Annotated in this window: 17 protein-coding genes, 1 tRNA gene and 2 pseudogenes; 14 read left to right on the top strand and 6 right to left on the bottom strand. The window is 43.8% G+C overall.

Annotated elements, in window-relative coordinates:
* Window positions 1–12 precede the first annotated feature (12 nt).
* The 4 genes from ACX1DY_RS07235 to ACX1DY_RS07220 are packed head-to-tail and all read left to right on the top strand — an operon-like array spanning window position 13 to window position 3,794.
* Window positions 13–312, top strand: coding sequence for a malonate decarboxylase subunit delta (locus ACX1DY_RS07235; protein WP_458963522.1), 300 nt, complete (start codon window positions 13–15; stop codon window positions 310–312).
* Window positions 302–1,975 (top strand): biotin-independent malonate decarboxylase subunit beta, encoded by a 1,674-nt coding sequence (gene mdcD, locus ACX1DY_RS07230; RefSeq protein WP_458963521.1) that lies wholly within the window; start codon window positions 302–304, stop codon window positions 1,973–1,975. The genes ACX1DY_RS07235 and mdcD overlap by 11 nt, the downstream gene beginning before the upstream one ends.
* Window positions 1,969–2,589: a malonate decarboxylase holo-ACP synthase gene (locus ACX1DY_RS07225; RefSeq protein ID WP_458963520.1), complete on the top strand. Its 621-nt coding sequence runs from the start codon at window positions 1,969–1,971 to the stop codon at window positions 2,587–2,589. The genes mdcD and ACX1DY_RS07225 overlap by 7 nt, the downstream gene beginning before the upstream one ends.
* Window positions 2,590–2,630: 41 nt before the next feature.
* The gene (locus ACX1DY_RS07220; RefSeq protein ID WP_458963519.1) at window positions 2,631–3,794 is read left to right on the top strand and encodes an acyltransferase family protein; all 1,164 of its coding nucleotides are present in this window, start codon (window positions 2,631–2,633) and stop codon (window positions 3,792–3,794) included.
* A gap of 81 nt (window positions 3,795–3,875) precedes the next feature.
* Here ACX1DY_RS07220 and ACX1DY_RS07215 read toward each other — a convergent pair whose 3' ends face one another.
* Window positions 3,876–4,004 (bottom strand): helix-turn-helix domain-containing protein, encoded by a 129-nt coding sequence (locus tag ACX1DY_RS07215; RefSeq protein ID WP_458963518.1) that lies wholly within the window; start codon window positions 4,002–4,004, stop codon window positions 3,876–3,878.
* Between the two features lie 345 nt (window positions 4,005–4,349).
* On the opposite strand from ACX1DY_RS07215, the gene ACX1DY_RS07210 reads away from it, so the two are divergent.
* Window positions 4,350–5,960: a response regulator gene (locus tag ACX1DY_RS07210; protein WP_458963517.1), complete on the top strand. Its 1,611-nt coding sequence runs from the start codon at window positions 4,350–4,352 to the stop codon at window positions 5,958–5,960.
* A 39-nt stretch (window positions 5,961–5,999) separates the two neighbouring features.
* A complete protein-coding gene (locus ACX1DY_RS07205; RefSeq protein WP_458963516.1) occupies window positions 6,000–7,751 on the top strand; it encodes a cache domain-containing sensor histidine kinase in 1,752 nt (583 codons plus the stop codon).
* A gap of 65 nt (window positions 7,752–7,816) precedes the next feature.
* On the opposite strand, the gene ACX1DY_RS07200 is transcribed toward ACX1DY_RS07205, so the two are convergent.
* From ACX1DY_RS07200 to ACX1DY_RS07190, 3 genes are all read right to left on the bottom strand, one after another.
* Window positions 7,817–8,707: a carbohydrate ABC transporter permease gene (locus ACX1DY_RS07200; protein ID WP_458963515.1), complete on the bottom strand. Its 891-nt coding sequence runs from the start codon at window positions 8,705–8,707 to the stop codon at window positions 7,817–7,819.
* Window positions 8,708–8,719: 12 nt separating this feature from the next.
* The gene (locus ACX1DY_RS07195) at window positions 8,720–9,610 is read right to left on the bottom strand and encodes an ABC transporter permease (RefSeq protein WP_458963514.1); all 891 of its coding nucleotides are present in this window, start codon (window positions 9,608–9,610) and stop codon (window positions 8,720–8,722) included.
* Between the two features lie 82 nt (window positions 9,611–9,692).
* Window positions 9,693–11,357, bottom strand: a complete 1,665-nt coding sequence (locus ACX1DY_RS07190) for a type 2 periplasmic-binding domain-containing protein (protein WP_458963513.1) — start codon at window positions 11,355–11,357, stop codon at window positions 9,693–9,695.
* Between the two features lie 198 nt (window positions 11,358–11,555).
* Here ACX1DY_RS07190 and ACX1DY_RS07185 point away from each other — a divergent pair, with 198 nt between their 5' ends.
* Together ACX1DY_RS07185 and ACX1DY_RS07180 are read left to right on the top strand one after the other, a co-directional pair.
* Window positions 11,556–12,110 carry a sugar phosphate isomerase/epimerase family protein gene (locus ACX1DY_RS07185; RefSeq protein WP_458963512.1) on the top strand — a complete coding sequence of 185 codons (555 nt, stop codon included), beginning with the start codon at window positions 11,556–11,558 and terminating at the stop codon, window positions 12,108–12,110.
* Between the two features lie 427 nt (window positions 12,111–12,537).
* Window positions 12,538–12,630: transfer RNA gene (locus tag ACX1DY_RS07180), tRNA-OTHER, on the top strand.
* Between the two features lie 622 nt (window positions 12,631–13,252).
* Here the strand turns inward: ACX1DY_RS07180 and ACX1DY_RS07175 are convergent.
* A complete protein-coding gene (locus tag ACX1DY_RS07175) occupies window positions 13,253–14,434 on the bottom strand; it encodes a hypothetical protein (RefSeq protein WP_458963511.1) in 1,182 nt (393 codons plus the stop codon).
* Window positions 14,435–14,659: 225 nt separating this feature from the next.
* Here ACX1DY_RS07175 and ACX1DY_RS07170 point away from each other — a divergent pair, with 225 nt between their 5' ends.
* The 3 genes and pseudogenes from ACX1DY_RS07170 to ACX1DY_RS07160 all read left to right on the top strand — a co-directional run bounded on the left by ACX1DY_RS07170 (window position 14,660) and on the right by ACX1DY_RS07160 (window position 17,556).
* Complete coding sequence (locus ACX1DY_RS07170; protein ID WP_458963510.1) at window positions 14,660–16,504, top strand: NACHT domain-containing protein; 1,845 nt, start codon at window positions 14,660–14,662, stop codon at window positions 16,502–16,504.
* A gap of 35 nt (window positions 16,505–16,539) precedes the next feature.
* A pseudogene (locus ACX1DY_RS07165) lies at window positions 16,540–16,743 on the top strand (DUF4062 domain-containing protein); the annotation flags it as partial.
* A 447-nt stretch (window positions 16,744–17,190) separates the two neighbouring features.
* Window positions 17,191–17,556: a type II toxin-antitoxin system PemK/MazF family toxin gene (locus ACX1DY_RS07160; RefSeq protein WP_458963910.1), complete on the top strand. Its 366-nt coding sequence runs from the start codon at window positions 17,191–17,193 to the stop codon at window positions 17,554–17,556.
* A 738-nt stretch (window positions 17,557–18,294) separates the two neighbouring features.
* On the opposite strand, the gene ACX1DY_RS07155 is transcribed toward ACX1DY_RS07160, so the two are convergent.
* Window positions 18,295–18,606 carry a DUF6809 family protein gene (locus ACX1DY_RS07155; RefSeq protein ID WP_458963509.1) on the bottom strand — a complete coding sequence of 104 codons (312 nt, stop codon included), beginning with the start codon at window positions 18,604–18,606 and terminating at the stop codon, window positions 18,295–18,297.
* Window positions 18,607–18,791: 185 nt separating this feature from the next.
* Between ACX1DY_RS07155 and ACX1DY_RS07150 the strand changes: the two are divergent.
* The 3 genes and pseudogenes from ACX1DY_RS07150 to ACX1DY_RS07140 form a co-directional block, all read left to right on the top strand.
* Window positions 18,792–19,106: pseudogene (locus tag ACX1DY_RS07150) on the top strand (sulfurtransferase); the annotation flags it as partial.
* Window positions 19,107–19,331: 225 nt separating this feature from the next.
* Window positions 19,332–19,895 (top strand): PadR family transcriptional regulator, encoded by a 564-nt coding sequence (locus ACX1DY_RS07145; protein ID WP_458963508.1) that lies wholly within the window; start codon window positions 19,332–19,334, stop codon window positions 19,893–19,895.
* Window positions 19,888–20,874, top strand: coding sequence for a BtrH N-terminal domain-containing protein (locus ACX1DY_RS07140; RefSeq protein WP_458963507.1), 987 nt, complete (start codon window positions 19,888–19,890; stop codon window positions 20,872–20,874). Before ACX1DY_RS07145 ends, ACX1DY_RS07140 begins: the two co-directional genes overlap by 8 nt.
* Window positions 20,875–21,023 lie beyond the last annotated feature (149 nt).

Raw genomic sequence — 21,023 nt, 5'->3', positions numbered from 1 at the left:
GTGTTCCTGCAGATGGAGAAACTGCAATTTCAATATAAAACTACGAAGCCGATTGAGAAACCGGCGCATATCGGTGTTGTTGGGTCAGGGGATCTGGAGATTATTATGGAACCGGTGGAAGGCGAATTCACTACAGTAAGCGTACTCACCGGGAGCGATGGATTCGCTCAGGTATGGAACAACGTATTAAAGCGGTTCTTCACACGTTATCCGATTTGCGCAAAAGTTACAGTACATGACTTTGGAGCCACTCCGGGGGTAGTTGCATTAAGATTATCGCAAGTTTTGGAGGTGCTGGATTATGCAGAATAGTTTTGTAGAGCTGAACGGACGTGAACGCGCCAGAGCGCTGCTTGATCAAGGGACATTCCGTGAGCTGCTTGGCCCGCTGGACAATATTCAATCCCCGCACCTTGAACCGCAGGGGATCGTCCCGCAGAGCGACGACGGAATTGTACTGGCGCTCGGGGAAATCCGCAAGCGGAAGGTTCTGGTTATATCCATGGAAGGAGCCTTCCAGGGTGGAGGCATCGGGGAGGTCAGCGGCGCCAAAATTGCCGGTGCTCTGGAGCTGGCGCTGGAAGAGAACCATAAGGGGAACACCCTGTATCCGGTTATGATCTTCGATACCGGTGGCGTCCGGCTCCAGGAAGCGAACTACGGACTGCTGTCGATCTCGGAAATCTGCACACAAATTGTAGCCCTACGGAAGCATGTTCCGGTAGTGGGGCTTATCCCCGGACGTGTCGGAGCCTTTGGAGGAATGTCCATTACGGCTGAGCTGTTCACGACACTCATTGCCACCAAGAAAGCCCGCCTCGGACTAAACGGTCCTGAGGTTATCGAACAGGAAGCCGGCGTTATGGAGTTTGATGCCAGCGACAAGGCGTTGATCTGGAATACAATTGGCGCTAACCAGCGTCTGGCTACAGGTCTGATTGATGAGGTAGTGGAAGACGCAACGGAAGCGGTAATCGAGGCGGTCAGATCAGCTTTTGAAGCGCCGGCCAAGCCTGCCAAAACTGAGCAAGTAGATTTCTATCTTAGTTTGCTGAACGAGCTTGACACTGACGCGGAATGGACGCCTGAACGCTACCGGGAATTCTACCAGCAGCAGACTTCCGCCTCGCAGCCTGTTCCATTAGCGCAAGAGGGGATGGCAGACGCTTCGGATAGCAGAGGCTACCACTGGTTCTCCTTGTTGACAGGGATTGCCCATCCGGTCAGCAGGGTTCCTTCAGTGCTGGCTGCCGATGTCATGAAGAACGGACAATTGTGCCGGGTGATCGCAGTCGTACCTGACCCCGGCAGCCGGTTTAAGCGGGCCAGAAAAGGGGAGGTCGGCTTGCTGGAGGGCTGGACACTTGCCCAAATCGTAAGAGATGCCATCAAGCAGGACGAAGACAAAGAGATCAAGCGCCCGATCATCGCCGTCATTGACGTGCCAAGCCAAGCCTATGGCTATAAAGAAGAAATGGTCGGCATCAGCCTGGCGCTCGCAGCCAGCAGCGATGCTTATGCAACAGCAAGACTGCAGGGTCATCCCGTCATCGGCGTTATTGTCGGCAATGCCATCTCCGGAGCCTTCCTCTCCCACGGGCTTCAAGCGAATCGACTGATCGCGCTTAATGACAATAAGATCAATATTCAGGCGATGTCCAAAGCCTCCGCTGCGCGGATTACAAAGCGGACAATCGGAGAGGTGGAGGAGGCAAGTAAAAAGGTTCCGGCCATGGCCTACGACGTGAACAGCTACAGCACACTGGGACCACTATATAAACTGCTGTCCGGTATCGCGGCAGATGAACCTCAGGCAGGAGATCTTGCCGCCGTGGAACAGATCATTCTTGAAGCGATTGAGTCAACCAAAGGAGCTCCCCGCGATCTCAGCTTCCGCTTGCAGACAAAGGAAGCACTGGCGGGCGGCCGCGCCGCAACACTCAAGGTGCGCAGTGTATTGCGCGGGCAATGGTAATCCGCACTCATGATCTAATTGAAGTAACCGATCCAGCCTGCATTAGCACAGCTGAGGACAAGGAGTGGGCTGCCGCCTCGATAAGGCGCACCCCCTTTGTAGTTGTTCGGAGGGCGGAGCATCCTGAGGATGGAAGCATTCCCGTAGGGATTCGGGGAGCACAGCGCAATCAGCGGGAGGCTGCCCTCCTTGCCCCGCAGGGGATTGGCCGGATTATTACACCTTATGATATTGCAGAGCAACGGATGTGGACGGCTTTTTCTGCTGACAGACAGGAGCTCCCAGTCCCTAAAATCATGGATAGAGTTGCAGAGCTGATGAAGGATTGGCGCTGGGGACCGGCCGGCAGTGCGGGCTTTGAGATGGTTACGGGGTATCCTTCCATGAAGGACACCAGCGATCTCGATCTTGTGATCGACAGTGAGGGAACCATCGACTACAGCCAAGCCGAAATTCTGCTGCGCGAGCTGGATAAGCTCGGAGTCCGGATCGATATCCAATTGGAGCTGCTGGAAGGAGCCTATGTCCTGCGTGAAATCATCGGCAGGCGGGCGGACACTGTGGTGCTGCGGACAGCACATGGTCCGAGACTGGTCAAGAATCCGTGGCGGTGAAAATATTCTATTAATAGCAAAAAGGGAGGAAGTACTATCGTTTGAGCGCTGAATCTTCATCCTCAGACGGTTATGTGCGTACTATGGAGAACATAGCTGAACCAAAGCTTAATATTAACGAAAGCGATATACTCAAGGTGTTTGCCGTCAGCGGGGCCATTCTGCAAAGTGTGCTGGGAATGTTCCTGAAGCATGCCCACGGTAATTCGGATCTGGCCTTACTGGCTGTTATCTACAATCTCGTGAAATATACCGCGCCTGTGTTTATTTTCGCGATTGTCTACGGAATGGTGAGAGGGAACCAGCATACGAAGCCAAGCCATTTTTACAAGGAAAAGTTCAGTGAACTGGTTATCCCGTACTTCCTGTGGGCTTCGGCGAGCCTGATCTTCATACCAAGTCTACAGGTCAACCGTCATGCTACATCATTCTGGACTCTGATTGAGTCCTACGTAGTCGGCAACTCTTCACCGCAGTATTGGTATACGGTCATGATGCTGCAATTCCAGGTATTGATGCCGGTGCTGATCTATACCTGTTATAAGTTCCTGGCGAAGCCGTCACGGGTCATCCCGCTGCTCGTCGTAAGCTTCATCATCTTCGGGGCCTGGCTATGGATGTATGATACGTATGTATTCCACGGTGTTTATGCTACCAGCTTACGGTATCTGGACCGCGTCTTCGTCAGCTACTTTATTTATGCTCTGCTGGGCGGAATTGCTTGGGTGTATAAGGAACGGTTCGACGGGATACTTCACCGGATTCAATTTATTCTTATCCCGGTAATGCTGCTACTGCTCATATGGACCAACCGCCAGTTCTTCAGCTTCGGATTTGAGGATATGAGCTTTGGCAATCTCATCTATCTGAAACCGTCCATGACCCTGTACAGCCTGGTCGTCATCGCCCTGATCTATATGCTGGCCAGACATCTGATTCTCCGGAACTCGCGCGCGCTTCCATTCTATAAATGGCTATCTACGTATGCTTATCGGGCATTTACTGCGAATGTCTTTATTCTGTACATCGTTCTACACTTGTTCGGTAGCTTAATCGACCAGTTGCCTTTCTTCGTTGCCCTTATGCTGGTCTATCTAACTACTGTGGCCTGCTCTTTCTCCATCGTTTATGTTTTTGCCCAGTTGTACGCATGGATTAAACGGGTATTCATTAAAAAGGAGATGATTGTTCAAACTGAGCATTAATTTCTCTGGAACTACAAATAAGGGGTGCAGCGCACCCCATAGGGAAAAAATTAAGTCATTAAAACAGCCGTGTTTATATTATTAGATGGATTTCCGGAATTCCGCAGGAGTCCTGCCGGAGAAATTGCGGAATAGTTTTATGAAATAACTGGTATTTTCGTAGCCTAACTGCTCGGCTATATCAACAATGGCCAGGTCCGTTTGGTTCAATAAATCCTGACTTCTTCCATTCCAACCTTCTCACCCATATGATTCATTACATACCGCTTCGCTTCGGCAACTTCTTTTCTAACATTTTGCTTCTACATGGATCTTAGCGTCAATAGAAATAATTATGCCTTGCATCAACATCAAATGGTTCGGGTCTAAGGACAAAAACATAGTCGCATTAGAAGTCGCCTAAATGGCGGCTTTTTTTTCTGGGGCTGCCCAATTGTTATTGCAATGAACCCCCTTTGCTTCAAAGATCATTTAATCTTTTTACATCTATTTGTCGGGAATATATCATATAATAAAAGAAAGTATGAAAGCGCATTAGAATGAGACAACCGAGGGATGATCATGTATAAACTGATGATTGTAGATGATGAGTTATTAATGCGGGTGGGGATTCGCAGCATGATGGATTGGGAGGAGTATGGCTTCCAGGTTGTGGGGGAGGCTGCAAACGGGAAGGATGGGCTGGAAATCGCGCTAACCACTTCGCCTGATTTGATTATTACAGATATTAAGATGCCGGTTATGGACGGACTGCAGTTCATCCGGGAAACGTCCAGCGCGCTGAAAACCTGCAAGTATGTGATTTTGAGCAATTTTGATGAATTACATTATGTGAAGGAAGCCCTTAAGCTTGGCGCGACAGATTATTTAATTAAAAGCGAGATCACCCCCGCCTCACTTGCTGAGCTGCTGATCTCCATTCGCCAGAAACTGCAGGCAGAACTTGAACATCAGGGCGGCCTCTTCAAAATGCCCTATGACTACTCGCTCAGCTTAAGTCATTTGAAGGAAAACTTTTTTAAAGACCTCATCAGCGGCTTTATAAGCGAAAAAGCTGCCGGTACTAAAGCGGATGAACTACAGATTCGCGTAAAATCAGCCGAATTGGTTGTCCTGATTATGAAGGTGAATCATTTTGAAGCGGTGAAGAAGAAGTACGTGGAGAAGGATGAGAAGCTGCTCAGATTTTCGATCCTGAACATTATGGAAGAAGTGATTCCATCCAAATGGGACAAAGAAATCGTCATTGGCAATTCTTCGGAATATCTGGTTTTTGTAAATACGCTCCCTGGCAGCAGTTCGGTACGCAGTGACATCGAGAGACTGTGCAGTAAAATACTGGCTTCTGTAAAGGATTTCATGAACCTTACGCTTACGGTTGGAGTAAGTACGGTGGTGCCGGGTTTCAAGTTCTTAAAAGCAGCCTACAAGGAAGCTGAGCTTGCTCTGAGCAATCGTTTCTTCACAGGCACACACAATGTGTTGTTTTATGAAGATGCAGCCAAAGAGCCTGTTCGTGAAGCCATAGAATCACGGATTAGCCTTGAGGAAGAATATGATTTTGTCACAATGTGGGCAAGCAAGGATGAGAAACAGGCGGAGCGGTTTCTGGTTAGGGTCCGGTCAGAGCTTGAAGCCCTGCGGGCTGACGAGAACAGCATTCGGGAGAAATATATATTAATAATGGAAAAGATGCATGCCCAATTATCACTTGCCGTCAAAAGACCGCACCCTTCTTCTACCCAGCACTCTCCTTATGAAACCGTTTTACGGGGAGAGTGCTGGGAAAATGTTCACGAGAGCATGCTGGAATACATTGCTTATTGCTTTGATGCCGATGCCCGCTTCAAACGTGAAAGCACCTATACCGAGCTCGCGGTTGATATTATTAACAAATATTATGGCGAAGATATTTCACTTCAGAGCGTAGCCAATCAGATCAACGTCAATCCGTCGTATCTCAGCCGAATTTTCAAGCAGGAGAGAGGAGAGAATTTCATATCTTACCTGACCCATGTCCGGATTGAACAGGCGAAGGTTTATTTAAAGGGAGGGACGCTGAGAGTGTACGAAATTGCTGATAGGGTAGGGTACCATAATTACACCTATTTCAGCCAAATATTTAAAAAGATCGTAGGCGTCACCCCCGAGGAGTATCGAGAGTAAAGCCAAACTTCGAGTTGACTCAAGGAATAGAGGTGCACAATGCGGAGATGGCAGCCCGTTCGCATAAAGACGAAGATCATGGTTATTTGCCTGACAGTGATTATACTCCCGGTTATTGTGATGACTTTCAATTCTTATCACTCTACTGAACGGTTGTTAGAGCACAACTACAGAAAACTGATGGAGGATCTGGCCAAGCAAACCAATATACGCATCGACGAATTTCTGAAGGAAATTGAAAAAATATCGCTGCTTGCCAGCAACGGACTAAGCAGCAGCTTATCGGCAACGCTGGAGGGAAGTTATCCAATCCAAGATTTTCTTCGCGACGGAGGTGAGCAAAATGAGAATGCGGCCTACAATACTTTAATGAACTATATCATGATGAAAGACCGCGTATTCTCTATTTACCTGTATAATTTAAACCAAGGAGCCGATTTGTTCGTCAGCCCCAATCACCCTATTAACCACGATTATAAAGTGGATAACGAGCTGTGGTTCAAAAAATTTATGCATAAGAATGATAGAACCATTACGCTAACAACCCGGATCGACAAGCAGCTAGATAATAAAACACTGACGGTTTCGCACGCCAGAAAAATATATGACGCGACAACCGGCCGGCTCTTAGGAGTTATCGTAGTCAGTATTGACATCAAATTTATCGAGATCGTGAACAGAAACCTGCAGGAAGCGCTGCGTTCGAGATTTATGATCGTTGACAGTGACGACAAAATTGTATACAACGTGGATGATCGTTTGATAGGCACACTGTTTCGGGACAACGTCCGTCCGGACGAATCGGCGAACATCGTGGTGACCAGCCCGCTTAGCCAAAAGGAATGGACAACCTACCTGTACATGCCGATGGATGAATTGACCGGTGAGGGCGAAATATTGGGCCGCAATCTGGTTACGCTGGCGATTGTAATGTCCCTATTTGCTGCGATCATCTCGGTTTTTCTGTCCAATGTCATTACTCGTCCTATAAAGAAGCTCATGAACAATATCGTTCTGGTCGAAAAGGGACAGTTCGAAAAAGTAGAGCATATCGGCTCCCGGGACGAGTTCGGGCATTTATCCAACCGTTTCAATAAGATGTCGTATGAGTTGAAGCGGCTGGTCGAAAGGGTCCAGCAGGAGGAAATCGAGAAAGGCGCAGCCGAAATACGGGCGCTGCATTCCCAGATCAACCCTCATTTTTTATACAATACCCTCGGTTCTGTTAAATGGATTGCTTCCATGCAAAAGGTGGACAAGATCGTTGACATGACGGAAGCGTTAATTTCGATGCTCCGATATGCTACAAGATTCGACGGCTCCCTGGTAACAATCCGTGAGGAATTGGAAAATGTATCAAACTACATCACGATCCAGAATGTCAGGTACTATGATTGCATTCATATGAGATATGAGATTGAAGACAAGCTGCTGGGTTACCGGGTTCCCAAAATGATTTTGCAGCCGCTGATCGAAAATGCAATCTTTCATGGGTTTGCCGAGCTTGAAGAGGACGGCGTGATTACCATACGGATATACTCCAAAGGCACTGACATTGCCATCGAAGTTTATGACAACGGCATCGGAATGGAGAAGGAGGTCATTCAGAGTTTGGTGGACAGCTGGACGAAGGAACCGGAAGGTGGGACAAGGGGGATTGGTCTGTATAATGTACAGCGTCGTATCAAGCTTCATTTTGGCGAGTCCTACGGGATAGAGGTGCAGAGCGGGCTAAATGAAGGCACGACATTTATCATTCGGCTGCCCGGCATAACCAGCCAACTCCAATGACCCAAAAGACAGAGCAGCCCTTCTCCAATCATGGGGAGGGGCTGCTCTACGGTAACAATCATATTTCACCCTTTGACACTGCCGAGCACCAGGCCTTTGGTAAAGTACTTTTGCAAGAATGGGTAGACCGCTAGTATTGGTATGGCACCCAGGAACATCTGGGCGGCACGTCCGGTTCTGGCATTCATCATGGACAGCAGCTGGGTGTAGTCGGTGCCTGACTTGAGCATGATCTGTTCAAAGCTCTGTAGTAACGTCTGTAAATAGCTTTGCAGCGGATAGTTATCAGGGTTGTTCATATATATTATGCCGTCGAACCACGAGTTCCAATGGCCGACAATACTGAACAGACCCACCGTTGCAAGCGCAGGTTTCAGGAGGGGGAGCAGAATACGGGTCAGAATTTGCCATGGGCCCGCACCGTCGATAATCGCCGACTCCTCAATCTCCTCCGGTAAACCGCGAATGAAGTTCATGAGAATGACCATGCTGAATACAGGCAAAGCTCCGGGAAGGAGCAGCGCCCAGATCGAATCAATGAGCCCCGCTTTGACTACGACGAGGTAGGTTGGAATCAACCCGCCATTAAAAAGCATAGTCACAACAAAAAATCCCATGTATAGATTACGCCCAGCCAGCTTTAGCTTCGACTTGGAAAGCGGATAGGCTGTAAGCACCATTAAAGCAAGGTTGATTACCGCTCCAAGTACAACCCGTTGTACGGATATCCACAGAGCAGTGAAAAACTTCCCCCCGGTCAGGGCAAATTCATAGGCTTTGGTTGTAAAATCAACCGGCCAGAACGCCACATCCCCGGCTGATACGGCAGCACTGCTGCTGAAGGATACGGCCAGAAGGTTGATAAACGGCAGAATGCAGAGCAAAGAAGTCAGGATCAGTATGGTGTAGTTTAAGACATGGAACAGGCGTCTTCCCATGCTTTTGTCTTGAATCATAACAAGGCCTCCTTAAAAAATTCGGTAGTTGGCTACTTTGTAGGCCAAGATATATGACACTCCTACAAGAATGCAGGAGATAACGGATTTGAACAATCCGACAGCAGCGCTGACCGAATACTGCGCCTGTTGAATCCCAAGGCGGTAAACGTAGGTATCGATAATATCGCCGGTCTGATAGACGACAGGGGAATACAGGTTATAAATCTGGTCAAATCCTGCATTAAGTACGCTGCCAAGCGATAAGACAGACATCAGGACAATCGTTGGCATTAAGAGCGGCAAGGTAATATGCAGCGTTTGTTTCCATCTTTTGGCTCCGTCAATCACTGCGGCCTCGTACAGTCCGGGGTCGATGCTGGTCAAGGCCGCCAAATAGACTACGGTGCCGAAGCCGAAGCCTTTCCAGATATCGCTCACAATCATGGTCCAGGGGAAGATTGAAGGGCTGCCAAGAAAGTGAATGGATTGTATTCCGAACACATGCAAGAAGCTATTGATAATACCACCTGCGCTAAGGATGTCAAGCAGAATACCGGCCATGATTACCCATGACAGGAAGTTCGGAATATATACAAGCGTCTGAAACGTGCGTTTAATGGCGCTGTGTGCGACTTCATTCAGGAGCAGGGCAAAAATGACCGGTATAACGATACCTCCGATGATTTTGAAAGCGGACATGTACAGCGTGTTCCAGATGGTCCGCACGAAATTCGGCTGATTAAACACATGGGCAAAATTATCCCATCCCACCCAAGGCGAGTTGAAACCCAGGGCAGGATTGTATTTTTGGAACGCAATGATGATGCCATAGAAAGGAATATAGCTGAAGATGAACACCAGGATGATGCTTGGCAGCAACATCAGATGGTAGGCGCGCTGTTGTTTCAAATTGTTCAGCATTACAAATCCTCCGTTTCAAGAAATAAGGTGATCCGAAAAATAAAAAGGGGGCGAGAACCCCTCGTCCCCTTTTATACACGATTTACTTTCCGTATGCTGCGTTCACGGCTTCAGTGGCCGCATCTCCGCCTGCGGTTTGCCAGTTCTGGACAACCGTATCGAAGTAGTCGATGCTCTCGGCACCCATAATAATTTTGGTGAATCCCTCGGTCAGAATATCGTCCAAAGTTGTCCCGTAGCTGGCAAGTGCCTCCGGAGCCGCTCCCCATAGTGCGGTCTTGATGTAGTTCCCGCTGTCGAGCACCTGCTTGGCTAGGCCGTAAGCCGGCTTTGGCGATCCTTGCTGCAAGTAATCGCCCGCCGCGCCCGGTGTAGCATTTTTTATGAAATCAACGCTGTTGTTGTATTTCTGCCACATCCCCGCAGATGTCAAACCGCTGGTATCGTTAGATTTCAAAGCCGCCGATACGGCCTCAAATTGTTCATAATCGGAGTTCGGATTGAGGACGCGGAAAGCGCCAACAACATGCGCCATATCATTGTCCAGCAAGCTGGATAACAATTCTTTGGATTCTTTGCCGACGGCTTCATCTACGATGTAAGCGTAGTCATTTAAGAGCTTGATGGCTGCTTCCGGGTGTTTGAACGACTTCTTGGCTACGATATAGCTGCCGTTTGCGAAGAAGATAGATTGTTTGGCTTCCTTGCCGGTGATGCTTGGGAGTTGATACGGATAGAAGACCGCGTCCTTGCCCAAATTCGCTACAGTATCGACACCGGGGTTATACCCCCACCACTGATAGTAAGGCTGCATGCCTACTTTTCCGGCTACAACATCGGCGTTCATTGCATTGAAGTCCTTGATCGCAAATTCCGGGTCAATGATTCCTAATTTGTACCACTCAGCCCATTCCTTGAGTGCATCCTTCATTTCAGGCTGGACAGAACCGTAGACAAGCTTGCCGCCGCTGTCCTCTATCCACATATCCGGATGGGCATTCCACGAAACGGCCAGCAAGTTTAGGTAATCCAGCGTCTGGTCGACAGCGATACCGTAACCGCCGTGTTTTTCCATAAATTTAAGTGCGACGTTCTTGATGTCCGCAACGGATGCCGGATCTTTGATGCCAAGCTCTTCCTTCCAATCGTTACGGATCCAAATGTAATCCGGCTGCTCGATCAATCCCCAGTGCAACTGCGGTAGGCCATACAGCTTTCCGTCTTTCTTGCCGGACTCAAAGCTGTCCGCATCGGCTTCCATATAGCCTTTCAAGCGCTCTGAGGCGTATTTATTGAAGACTTCTGTCAGATCCATGACCATATCGGCTTCGATCAACTGCTGCAGCTGTGAGGCGTTGACTTTGAATATATCGGGAAGATCGCTCGAAGAAATGGCCAGGTTAAGCTTGGTATCGTACTCATCGCTGACCCAGTCCGTGACGACATCAATGTTGAATTTTTCTTTATACCGTTTTATCCATACGTTGTTGGTAATATCGTCGCCCTTGGGGTATTTTGCCGAGGAGTATTCGGAAGTTACCGTATGAATCGTCACCGGTTCTTTAAAAGCACTGAATGCCGGATCAGACGGATCTACTTCATTGGAACTGGTCACTTCATTACTGTTCGCGGGCTTATCCCCCGCACCATTGCCCGCGGTACTGTTGCCGACGGTGTTACTGCATGCTGCCAGCAAAATGATCGACATACATAACGACAGAAAAAAAGACGCTTTTTTCTTTGTCATACCTTTCCCCCCATTTACCTTATAGTTGTTGGATTGGCTTGCACCATTCATTCTAAGTGAGGAGAAAGTGATGTGAAATAAAGATTATTGACTGGATACCTATACTTTTTTGACCTCCTTTTTTTGAACGGGGAGGGGCTTGCAATTATTTTACAGATGTCTGTTTGTTTTTTGTGGAGATTCCAACTGTAAATTCCTGTGATTTATGATTGGTTTGGCTATGAATTGCCGATTAAGGAACGTTATCAATTAATAAAAGAAGCAGGTCTTTTTATAGAAAATATCCACACGCCAATCCAAAACGAAAACTGCCTTTGGCTTGATAATCTGGAGGGTGAAGCCTTAACCGACTGCTATTTGCAATGTGTTGCAGATTGCGCCGAATTTGAGATTCCGACAATGGTAGTGCACCTGCCCCACGAAGACAATCCATATAACCTATTAGGACTGGATAGAATCAAGAGAATCACTGAAAAAGCTGAACAGCTTGGTGTCAATGTTGCGCTGGAGAATTTACGGAACCTTACTAATTTAGAGTATGTGCTGGAGCAAGTGGATTCCCTGCGAATCGGATTCTGTTATGACTGTGGACATCACTATAACTACTATTCGGGCAAAGATTTATTATCCATGTATTCAGGCGCGACCGCAATAGAGGCCATGAATTGGGATTATGAGGATTTATCGGCTAAAGAATTTTTACATAAAGCGTTTGAGCGAGCAAAAAGGTTGGAAGCATTAAAAGCTCTATAATCTATGAAAACAGAAATAATCCAAATCTCTACTTTTAAATCCTTGACTGGCTAGATTTTTGCCGTGCCATTTCGCCGCCGACAACGAGGAGCAGGAATAAATCCTGTTCCCTGCCGTCGTCCGCTTCATTTTACGGCATCACCGGTTCCGCCATGTTTGCAGCAGTCGATTTGTTATGCGATGGCTCTGTCCACACACCTCCGACTTCCTCCAAAGAACAGAAAAGACCGAACGGCGAAAGCCCATTGACATATGCCGAATCCCCACACTAAACCTCGCCCACTAGTTGAGTGTGGGGCGTTCCAGAGGGTAACGCTCTGGATACCTTACGCTACAACGGCTACATATATAAATTTCTTAATGCAGAGTGCAAAGCTAATAAAAAATGCCTTTGACCCGCGTGGTTAAGGATTTGTATTCGAGCTTTCCGTGGTGTAGATAATGGGCTAAGGGGACTACTTCAAGACTTGAAATCTTGCGGTAGGTAACTACTGTACGGGTTCAACCCCCGTCCTCGGCATTCTTGATTTATAAGGGTTTTATGACTATAGCCCTTGAATAAAGCTTCCGTTAAAAGCCTAAGGTTCTGTGTCTCTAGGAATTACAATACAACACACAGAACCAAGACGATAATACTCCTTTTCAGTGCTTGTCTAACCACAAGTTCTGGAGAGGAGTTTTTATTATGGCTAGAATTACAAAAATCAAAAACATCAAAGCAGTGCTTGGACAGAGGCATTGAAGCAGTTTCTATTTTAGAAGAAGGCAGAGGGAGTCAGCGAACAGACACAAAAGGACTATGAGCAGCATGTGAAGCTCTTCTTCAAGAGGTATAGCAACTCATTTGAGACAGGGGATTATCTGAAAAACAATCTGTTTGAATATCTTGGACAAGAGGGTATTAAGCCATGTACCTATAACAATCGACTAGTCTATTTGCGAACTTTTCTGAATTGGTGTGTAGAACAAGAACTAATTGACTCTAATCCTGTGAAATCGTTCAAGAAACGTAAGGATGAAGGGCGAGTAGTAAATATTGATTAGGAGGTACTAATAAGGTTGCTTTCCATTCCTAATAGGGATACATTTTTGTGTTCGGAAATTTGTACAATGAAACCATCTCGAATTATTATATCTAAAGATTATGAATTTGCTTCTTCAGGGTACGAGGTCAAGTCTTTAAGCGCTTCAACGAGATTAGTATATTCATTTTCAGTAAAAGACTCATTGTGTTCAAGATATAAGTCTTCTCCGTCTGCTTTCACGTAAGATAAGAATGCTTCTTCATAAACAACGTTATAATGAGTCTCTGATTCTTTGATCTCTTTGAATGTAAGAGCACTAAATCCAAACTTTCTTCGAATTGACTTGATGTTGGAAAAGTATAATTGGAGACCATCGTAAGCGTAGACAAGTGCAATTTTGTTAGAAAGTAAAAAACAAGAAACAGCAAGAAAATCGATATAACTCAATAGATCAGCTTGAGTAAGTATCTCTTCTATCATTTCTCTATCGATGAAATTGTTCTTAATTACATCAATTACCGAAGGCAACATCTTCTTGTTTTCCATAATGGATTGATACAAGGATGAATAGAACTCTGTTTGTTTGTAAGCATTGATATTCTTCAAGCCAATATATTTTTCTGCAAATTCTTCAGTGTATGGTTCAGTCAGCGTATCCCCAGTTCTTGTATAAATTTCTTCATCCATAAGTAGCACAGGAAATGGATCAATAGCAAGTCTGAGTACAGCTATAGCTCCAATACACTTCTCGGTAAGTTGTGTGAATTCATTATGAAATTTTGTCTTGTCTTTATTTTGATTTAAGGCATGATTTCGTGAAACATAGAAGGTATTGAATCCTAACTTATGGACTATCTTGTTAAGTCGTTCTTTTACGCTTTGAAGCTCTACGAAGTAACTGGCCATTTGATTTCTCATATCTGCAAAAACATTTCCATTTGTGTTCAAGAACTTTATCATCTGATTAAACATGGGGAATGTACTTTGAGCTTTCCACTTTTTCAATTCTTCTTCACGTTTCTCGATTCCCAATTCCATTAGGTAAACCATAGAGGTTGATAATTCTATAGACTGTCTTAAGGAATAGTAGGCACAATCAAAATAGCCCATTTCATAAACAGATATTGCATTCACGATTAGTTGAACAGCTTCATGAATGAAAGTATTAGCGATTTGGGCATCAATACGACCAGTCCAACTACTTTCGATATTAGAGAGATCATTATAATACTCCTCTTTATTCGTAAGTTGATATGGAATGAGATTATGTTTCTCTCTATGCTCAATGAAAAATTGCATTGGCTTGCTCCTGTTCACTATGTATTATGGTAGTATATGTATAGGACATTATAACTATCTTTGTAGATTTATGGAATACTCTAAATTGTGTCATATCGTTTGGCATTCTACTAGTAATTTTTATGAGTACTACTAGCTGACTGCTAAGAGAGCGTTAAAATGAATTTGATCAATAAGAGATAGATTCAGTTTGAGATGGAAATTCTAAACAATGGAGGATTCAAGATGAGTATGGAGCAAGTGCAGTTTGGTGTAGAGCTATTTGAAAGAAATATTGAGCGAATTGTTAAAGGGGTATTTAAATTATCTAAAGATAAAGAAGACACTAGAAATTTAGAGAGTGGGATAGCTTTTAAAAATTATCTTAATAATGCTTATGCTAAGTATAGTAAAATTAAAACTATATTATACAATAGGGAATCAGTATTTCTTAAGGATTTTTATGTTAGTCAGAGTCTCTCTTTTAACAAGCAAAGAATTGAAACTGAAAGCGTGAAAAAAATTCTGAGATTGGGAAATTACATTCTAATAACTGGTACTGGTGGTATTGGAAAAACGACTTTTATGAAAAATGCTTTTCTAAATACTATTTTAGAGACTGATTTAATCCCTCTCTATATAGAGCTTAAGGATATGAACGGGAGAGAATTAAATTTAATAGATACTATTTATAATTCTCTGAAAAATTTAGGTTTTAATTTGTCTCAGGAGTATTTTAATAAATCATTGCTTTTGGGAAAGTTCGTATTTTTCTTAGATGGTTTTGACGAGATTGAAAACTCTAAAAGAGACAGTGTTAGGAGGGAACTCATTGACCTGACTGATAATTACCAAGCAAACAAATACATAGTTTCTTCAAGAAAAAGTAATGAATTTAATGAATGGGTAATGTTCAAAGAAATGGATATTACTCCTTTGACTCTAAGCCAGGCTAAAACTATGATAACAAAACTTGAATACGATGAGACCACTAAGCAAGAATTTATAAAAGCATTAGAAGATTCACTATTTAAAACTCATTCTTCTTTCGCTTCGATTCCATTGTTATTAACAATTATGTTTCTGACCTTTAACCAACATGCCGATATACCTGAAAAAAAACATGAATTTTATGAAGCGGCTTTTGATGTGCTCTATTCAAAGCATGATGCAACTAAGGGATTAAAAAGAGATAGATTTACAACTCTTTCTATTACTGAATTTAAAAGAATACTAAATTATATTTCTCTTTTTAGTTATTTAGAGGATGAAATATCATTTAACAATACTAAAATATTGCAATACATTTCTAATGCTAAAGAGATAGAAGAAAAAAAATTTAATGAAGACGATTATAAAGAGGACCTTCTCAAATCAGTTTGTATATTGATCGAGGAGGGATTTAGTTATAAATTCTCACATCGATCCTTTCAGGAATATTTTGCTGCCAAATGTATTGAGGGGTTAAACGACGAGGGCAAAAAAGAAGTCTTACGTAAATTGTTCGAAGAAAAGCCGTATAGTATAGAACAAGACATAGTTTTCAAGACATTATTTGATATTAATCGTAGTATTCTTGAATACGGGCTTTTTAATGAAATACTTGATGATTTTTTTGGGCAAATCAATGCCTCAGATGAAGAGGGAAAGTTATATCTTTTTTTAAGTACCTTGTACTCTTCTATTAATCTTGAGTGCAATTTGATAGGACTTGAAGGTATCAATAACGAAAATGATGCAATTACATATACTTATAAAAATGAAACGTATCGAATTAATATGATTTTCAAATTCCTTCTCTATAATTATTCAAATATTGTAGAATATCCTCCAAAGCCGAATTTTGATGAAATGTCAGATGACGTTAGTATAATGAAGCTTTATTATGAAGACGATGAGGAAGCAAATATGGGGAATTTTAAGATTGGATTCAATAAAGTCAAAGAAATTCCCGAACTGTATAGATTCGTAATTAGGCAATCTAAATATCGTTTATGGGAGATGCAATGTTTAGAATTAATACATTCAAAAATAAAGGAATCTTCAGACAAAAATAAATACTTAAGCAGTTTATTTAAAAGAAGAAACTAATTATGAATTAACCAATTTGGGTATAAGGAGTCGGCATGAGAAAAAAACTTCAAGTATTTATTTCTTCAACATTCACAGATTTAATTGAAGAACGACAGGTAGCTGTAAAGGCGATCTTGAATGCTGGACATATACCAGCAGGGATGGAATTGTTTACTGCTGGGGATGAATCTCAAAAGGATATAATAAAGAGATGGATAGAAGAATCTGACGCCTATATGTTAATTCTTGGTGGGAGATATGGTTCAATAGATAAGGATTCTGGGAAGAGTTATACTCATTGGGAGTACGATTATGCCGGAGAGATAAAGAAGCCAAGATTTTCAGTAGTATTAAGTGATCGAGCTATACAAAGGAAAATTGAGAATATAGGATTCAAGGATGCGACAGAGCAAAGCAACCCTCAGCTTTATAAGGGATTCAGAGAAGGTCTGCTTCAATCAAAGCTGGTCAGTCCTATTGATGATCATAAAGACATAGAGATTAGTATTTTTAAATCTTTAAGGGAGATAGAGCAAAGAGATAATCTTTCAGGATGGATATCTGGAAAAGATTATAAATTATTACAAAGCATTCATGAGAGCAAGGGAAAGGTAGAAAACAAAGAACATCTTCAAAGAAAAGATATTCCTAAAAGTTCATCTAGGCAACATTGGGAACCTATTGAGTCACATAAACATCAAATCATGGAAGGTAGCAACACAAAGCCAACTTTAGCAATTAAAAGAGGTGAAGTGTTTTTTGCGGATTTATCTCCTGTTGTGGGTTCTGAACAAGGTGGCGTAAGACCAGTTGTAGTTGTATCTAATGATATTACAAATAAATTTTCGCCAACCATTACTATTCTTCCAGTGACTAAGCAAATTAGGAAAGCGAAATTACCAACTCATGTTGAAGTATCGATAGATGATGATAAATGTGTAATACTGGCGGAGCAAGTCAGGACTATTGATAAACAGCGACTTTTAGATAAAATTACTACTTTAGATGCAACAATAACCAAAGGTATTGATTATGCTATACAAGTAAATACAGGGTTAATTCGTTTTTAAGGATTACCATTCTTTCATTGTCGTATACAAGGTGAGTGACCTTAATAATATGCCTTAATAGTTCTGAAAGTTGTAAGATAGAGACGTGAAATAACTGTATAAATATTAATTGGAATATGCATGATATTCCCCGTTTTGACTGGTTGTATATGTCGCATAATTACTGTTTTGCGACATTTGATATGTAAAGGGACATTCAGGTTGAATTATCATGCATGTTCATTCGTTTTAATGATATGATTATTCATTTAAATTTACAGACCATCTACACCAGTGAATTAAGTGCAGCAAGTATTTAAGCTGCATTAGAGCATGCAATGCACGTTGAAGGAGATCACTGAACTGACAGGTGTATCGAAATCAACCTTGTACAGAGAGTTAGAGAAACGTAAAGTAGGTACAGAGCCTTCCATGAGAGGGCTTTTTGGTTTGTGGATTGGAGAGGGTGGGGGATGCTTTCTAGTTGAAGGTGCAAAAGGGTATTCTGGATAGGTAGAAGCACTTCATCAGATCGACAGCAATTGTTTTATATCCTTTTTTGTAGGGATAATTAGTGTAGGTTCAGGAATACCTAAATCAAGGTTTCTAATTTTGCTTTTACCTTTTAGATATAGAAATCCGGTGCTCCAACCCTTCTTTAAGCTATCTGCTGTTTAAGATACAGATAGCTCAGAGGAGGCTTTTTTATATCACTTGCATAATCAAGTCGACTGGAATGCTTATTTGAAATCTCTATAACTAAGCTTTATCAGGAAAGCTACTCAGCTTGTGAGCCAGCTCATCTTTTCCAGTTAAGACCTCGACCATGATGCCTGCCCCAAGGCGAAATCCATAGGTAAAAGAAGAGGCCAGCTCCATTCCATGGGTTTGACCGTACAACTCCAGCAACGTCTCAAGCTCATTGAACTCCTCTTCGGAGTGCCGCTTCCTCCATGCCTCTATAGTTTCAGATGTTTTGCGGCTGAGCTGACGGTATTGTGGATCGGTGGGTATAACCTTTTCATCGGGAGATAGATTTCCATGATACATCTGCTCTAAATGGCTCCTCATTAATCTCCATCCTTTCTGAATTTATAGGTATCCTTCTTTTTAATTCATTATCCGCTCATCTCTATCATGAGAACTACGGAGTATACTCTACAAAATGATATTTATTTATAGAAGGATATGTAAGGATGGAAAAGAATTAATGGATAATGAAAGTGCCTCCGTTTTTAACTCTGCAATGATTGGAGCGCGTGCATCAGCGTTACACCGGCGAGGATACAACGAAGTACGCCAAGGCTGGACATATTCCCGGCGCGATCAACCGCTATTGGGAGGACGGATCGCCGGGCGGCGTTTTTCAGGGTGCGGCTGCTCAGAAGGAGCGGTTTCGGGACATTCCGGCTGACCGGGAGATCATCGTCTACTGCGGGGCTGGTGTTACGGCTTGCCCTAACGTGCTGGCGTTGACGGAAGCGGGATATTCGAACGTGAAACTCTACGTGGGCAGCTGGAGCGACTGGATCTCGTATGAAGGGAATCCGATCGCTACGGGAGAAGAGTAAGAACCGAGAAGCCGCGTCAGACGCGGGTTTGGGGGCTATGACAGGTTAGGAGCAAGTGACCTGTTGCAGTCCTTTTTGGTGTTTTCGTTCAACAGCTTGCAAACAAGAACCCGAGGAAAACAGTTGCAGGCGGTTGTTACTTCACTGCCGCTTTCGTTATATTGATTTTATATTTCACTAGTGTTATATTACATATGTGTAATATTAAACGTAAGGGGTCTGAACATGAATCAACTTTCGAATGTTGAATTTATGCTGTTGCAAATTATCGCGGAATGTAATCAAGCTTCGGGTTACGAGGTCAATAAGTTAATCGATCAGCGCGGCTATAGGGAATGGGCAAATATCGGTACGACTTCAATTTACGCAGGACTGAAGAAATTAAACGATAAAGGATTGGTCGAGCACGAGAATTCCGGCGAGAAATCGGGTAAGGGACCAATGCCGACCCGATTCTCCATGACGGAGATGGGGATGACAACGCTGAGAAAAGAAGTTATTGCCAGCCTATCGTCTTCACGAGAGCGCGATAACCGCTTCGATCTTGGGCTTGCCGCATTAACTTTTGTTAAGAAAGGAGAAGCCATTGAAGCTTTACGGAAACGGCTAGATTTTCTTGGAGAGACATTGAAAAATTTAAGGCAGATGTACGAATCGCAAGGCGGAGCTCGATTGCCGCTTCACGTAAGAGCGCTTTTCCTTCATCCGATGAGTCTTATCGAGAGTGAGCAAGCGTTTGTTGCCAATATAATCAACGAATTGATGGAGGAGACTAAGGAACATGTCTAATAACATTGAGGGTTTCGTTCCGTTTCAAGGGGAACATTGCGAGACAACAACAATAGGCAACTTGCTTCAATTTGCTGGAGTTCGGCTATCGGAGCCGATGTTATTCGGACTCGGGCAAGGATTGGGATTTATTTATTGGGATTCGAAGCAGATGGACTTTCCTTTTATAGGAGGGAGGGTTAAGCCGGACGAACTGACTGCTTGCCTGGTATCCCAGCTCAACTTAACTATCAGGATGCAAGAGAGCTCTTCCGTTGATAAAGCGTGGCAGAATGTACGGAGCTACATAGAACTTGGAGTTCCGGTTGGGCTTAAACTAGACTCCTATTATTTGGACTATTTCACGAATAAAGTGCACTTTGCAGCACATTATGCGGTAATATATGGCGCGGATGCCGAATACGCCTACATGGCGGATACAAGACAACAAGGTGGACTTGTGAAGACGAGTTTGACCCATTTGGCCATGGCTAGAAACGCAAAGGGACCGATGAGCTCCAGGAATCGTTCCTTTACGATTGAGCCGGTCGGTACCCTTCCGCCGCTTATACCCGCTATACGATCATCCATAGCCGAGAATGCACGAAACTATTTGAATCCGCCTATTCGCAATATAGGGAATAAAGGCATTATAAAAATGAGCCATGAAGTTTTGAAGTGGCCTTCTAGAAGCAAGGATTTAGAGAAAGATCTATGTTTGACTGCGCTATTAATGGAAAGAGCGGGAACCGGCGGCGCTTTGTTTCGAAACCTATATCGGGATTTTCTAAAAGAATGCGTGGATCTGTTTGGAGACTCAAAGGTAGAACAGGCATACTGGCTGTTTACGGAAATCGCTCCAATGTGGGTAAGCGTGTCTTCTTTGATCGACCATACAGGAAGAACGGGGAACCATCAGGAACTGAACCTGGTTTCCGAGCTTCTGCTCGAGATTGCGGATAAGGAACGTGTAGCCATGGAGCTATTATTGACAGTTTGACCTTTTAGTTGGATTCACAACTCGAGCACAATGCGTTTTGAGTCAACATTTGGGAGCCGTGAGGCTGCGTTTGAGGCGGGTTTGGGGGCTGTGACAGGTGGTGAGTAAGTGACCTGTTGCAGCCCTTTAATAACCTTACGAGGAGTGTA

The organism is Paenibacillus sp. BAC0078, from assembly GCF_054483875.1.
This window is presented reverse-complemented; position numbering and strand designations above follow the sequence as displayed.

Excerpts from the sequence above, each read along its gene's own strand:
- ACX1DY_RS07235 (WP_458963522.1), top strand. The coding sequence starts at position 13 with ATGGAGAAACTGCAATTTCAATATAAAACTACGAAGCCGATTGAGAAA.
- mdcD (WP_458963521.1), top strand. The coding sequence starts at position 302 with ATGCAGAATAGTTTTGTAGAGCTGAACGGACGTGAACGCGCCAGAGCG.
- ACX1DY_RS07225 (WP_458963520.1), top strand. The coding sequence starts at position 1,969 with ATGGTAATCCGCACTCATGATCTAATTGAAGTAACCGATCCAGCCTGC.
- ACX1DY_RS07210 (WP_458963517.1), top strand. The coding sequence starts at position 4,350 with ATGATCATGTATAAACTGATGATTGTAGATGATGAGTTATTAATGCGG.
- ACX1DY_RS07205 (WP_458963516.1), top strand. The coding sequence starts at position 6,000 with ATGCGGAGATGGCAGCCCGTTCGCATAAAGACGAAGATCATGGTTATT.
- ACX1DY_RS07200 (WP_458963515.1), bottom strand. The coding sequence starts at position 8,707 with ATGATTCAAGACAAAAGCATGGGAAGACGCCTGTTCCATGTCTTAAAC.
- ACX1DY_RS07195 (WP_458963514.1), bottom strand. The coding sequence starts at position 9,610 with ATGCTGAACAATTTGAAACAACAGCGCGCCTACCATCTGATGTTGCTG.
- ACX1DY_RS07190 (WP_458963513.1), bottom strand. The coding sequence starts at position 11,357 with ATGACAAAGAAAAAAGCGTCTTTTTTTCTGTCGTTATGTATGTCGATC.
- ACX1DY_RS07175 (WP_458963511.1), bottom strand. The coding sequence starts at position 14,434 with ATGCAATTTTTCATTGAGCATAGAGAGAAACATAATCTCATTCCATAT.
- ACX1DY_RS07170 (WP_458963510.1), top strand. The coding sequence starts at position 14,660 with ATGAGTATGGAGCAAGTGCAGTTTGGTGTAGAGCTATTTGAAAGAAAT.
- ACX1DY_RS07160 (WP_458963910.1), top strand. The coding sequence starts at position 17,191 with ATGGAAGGTAGCAACACAAAGCCAACTTTAGCAATTAAAAGAGGTGAA.
- ACX1DY_RS07155 (WP_458963509.1), bottom strand. The coding sequence starts at position 18,606 with ATGAGGAGCCATTTAGAGCAGATGTATCATGGAAATCTATCTCCCGAT.
- ACX1DY_RS07145 (WP_458963508.1), top strand. The coding sequence starts at position 19,332 with ATGAATCAACTTTCGAATGTTGAATTTATGCTGTTGCAAATTATCGCG.
- ACX1DY_RS07140 (WP_458963507.1), top strand. The coding sequence starts at position 19,888 with ATGTCTAATAACATTGAGGGTTTCGTTCCGTTTCAAGGGGAACATTGC.